Origin of the sequence: Mesorhizobium sp. M4A.F.Ca.ET.022.05.2.1 (genome assembly GCF_003998845.1) — a bacterium.
In the GTDB taxonomy this organism is placed as follows: Bacteria; Pseudomonadota; Alphaproteobacteria; order Rhizobiales; family Rhizobiaceae; genus Mesorhizobium.
The window spans coordinates 1-2,078 of the sequence record NZ_RZOJ01000643.1; the positions used below are offsets into that span (position 1 = coordinate 1).

Consider the following 2,078-nt stretch of genomic DNA (forward strand, 5'->3'; position numbering starts at 1 on the left):
GTGCTGGCGCCGCCGTCGCTGAGCGACGCCGAGGCTGCGACGCTGCCGATCGCGGCGCTGACGGCATGGTTCGCGCTGGCCGAGGCGACAAAGCCGGTGGCGGGCGAAACCGTGCTCATCCAGGGCACTGGCGGGGTGTCGCTGTTTGCACTGCAGTTCGCCACTGCCTTCGGCCTGCGCGCCATCGTTACGTCAAGCAGCGACGACAAGCTCGCCAGGGCGAGCAAACTCGGAGCCTGGCAGGTGATCAACCATCGCAGCCAGCCGGCATGGGACGAGGTTGCGCGCGAGCAGACCAATGGCGCCGGCGTCAAGCACGTGCTGGAAATGATCGGCGGCGACAACGCGCGGCGTTCGATCAATGCGCTTGCCGCCGACGGCCGCTTGACGGTGATCGGCCTGCTCGGCAGCATGGAGCTGAACTTTCCAATCCTGCCCTTCTTGCGCAATCGCCTCACCGTGCAAGGCATTTCTATCGGCCATCGCCGCAGCTTCGAGCGCATGAACCAGGCGGTCGAGGCGCTCGGCATCAAGCCCGTCATCGACAAAGTCTTCGGCTTCAACGAGGTGCCGCAGGCCTTCGATTGTCTGGAAAAAGGCCCGTTCGGCAAGGTCGTCATCACCACGACCTGACCTCCACCGGCTCCGTCACGGCAGCGGTTTCAATACCCCGATCACTGCCTTGCCGTCGGTGAAATACGGATCGCCGCCGCCGTTGCGGCCCGTTTTCGTCGCACCGATTCCGGCGATTTTGCTGGTCGAGGCCAGCATGCCGGCCTTGGTGAGATCGCCGATCAGGAAGTCGCGCTCGGCATCGATGTCGGGGCCGATGTGATGGGTTATCGCCCCGGTGTCGTGGCTGAGGCCGACGCCGCGGTCGAAGCTCGCCGCGCCCAGCCAGAGCGGGCGCCCGTCATCGCCAACCGTGTTGGTCTGCCAGAAGCGGACATGGTGGCGCTGGTCGGCACTGTCGCCGACCGGCCTTTCGAAGGCGAGACCCTGGGCGCGGCCTTCGAACAGCAGCCTGCTCATCGGCGCATCGGGATAGGGCCGGGAAAACAGCACGCTTTCGCCGATGTCGATGGCGGTTCTCAGCGTGATGGCGTCGGCCGTGTCCCAGCCGGCGACCGCAAAGGCGTGGACGACCTCCTTTTCGGTGCCGACAAGGCCGACATTGATCGGGTCGCCCGGAATGCCTTGCGGCGTATGCGTCACCATCTCGAAATGCTGCGTGCGGTAGCCGCGCTCGCGCCAGGTCCAGAATTCCGGCGCGGCGACGTAGGCCAGCCCGAGATATCCGGCGCAAAGTGCCGCCAGCCAGATCGCCGCGCGCCGACAAAGGCTTCGCTTACTCACGAGAGGCCACTCCCAAACGCATGCATCATTTTATGCGCCGTTGCATCGGTTGGGCAAAGGGAACCGCAGGTGGTCAGCGGCAGGCGCGATAGCCGCTCCTGCGGTTCTTTATGTCGAAATGGAAATGGTTGCGGTGGTCGTAATTATAGCCAGGGCCGAGCACCGTGGTGAAATACTGGCAGCCGTCGGCGCGGACATTGTTGAGGAAGCCGCGGGTGCGGAAGGCGAACAGGCCGGGCTTGCGCACGTCGATGTCATCGCCGTTGTTGAGCTCAATGCTCATCACGTCGAGCGCGTTGCCCTTGCCGTGTTCCGACAAGACACCTTCGCCCGCGATGTTGCGGCAGGAATAGCTGGATCCCTGGTGGATGGTCTTCACGCCCGAAAAATACCGCCAGCGGGCGGCCGGCACGAGCTCGTTCCTGGTCCAGGTGGCGAAGGTGGCGGCCATGTTGCAGGTCAGCGTGGCGGAGGGCTTCATCCCGACGCTGCCGATGGCCGAGACCCTGACCGGATAGTCGATGCCGCACTGGCCCTCATGGATCGGCTGCACGTCGGTGTATACGACGCCGAGGCGCCGCAATTCGTTGCGGCAATCGACTTCGCTCTGCGGCATCTGCTCGGCCGGCGACATCGGCTCGTCCATGCGCGGATAGGCGGCGGTCATATAGGGGTTGGAGGGGACGAGGCGCTGCATGCCGGTATATTGGGGCGCGGAATAC

Annotated in this window: 3 protein-coding genes; 1 reads left to right on the top strand and 2 read right to left on the bottom strand. The window is 64.8% G+C overall.

Annotation, left to right across the window (positions count from 1 at the left end; translation table 11 throughout):
- Nucleotides 1–633, top strand: a 633-nt coding sequence (locus EN745_RS34000) for an NAD(P)-dependent alcohol dehydrogenase (RefSeq protein WP_145992311.1), incomplete at its 5' end; no start/stop codon positions are given.
- A gap of 15 nt (nucleotides 634–648) precedes the next feature.
- Here the strand turns inward: EN745_RS34000 and EN745_RS34005 are convergent.
- The gene (locus EN745_RS34005; RefSeq protein WP_127423255.1) at nucleotides 649–1,356 is read right to left on the bottom strand and encodes an LssY C-terminal domain-containing protein; all 708 of its coding nucleotides are present in this window, start codon (nucleotides 1,354–1,356) and stop codon (nucleotides 649–651) included.
- A gap of 73 nt (nucleotides 1,357–1,429) precedes the next feature.
- A partial coding sequence (locus EN745_RS34010; RefSeq protein ID WP_127423256.1) for an extensin family protein occupies nucleotides 1,430–2,078 on the bottom strand: 649 nt, incomplete at its 5' end.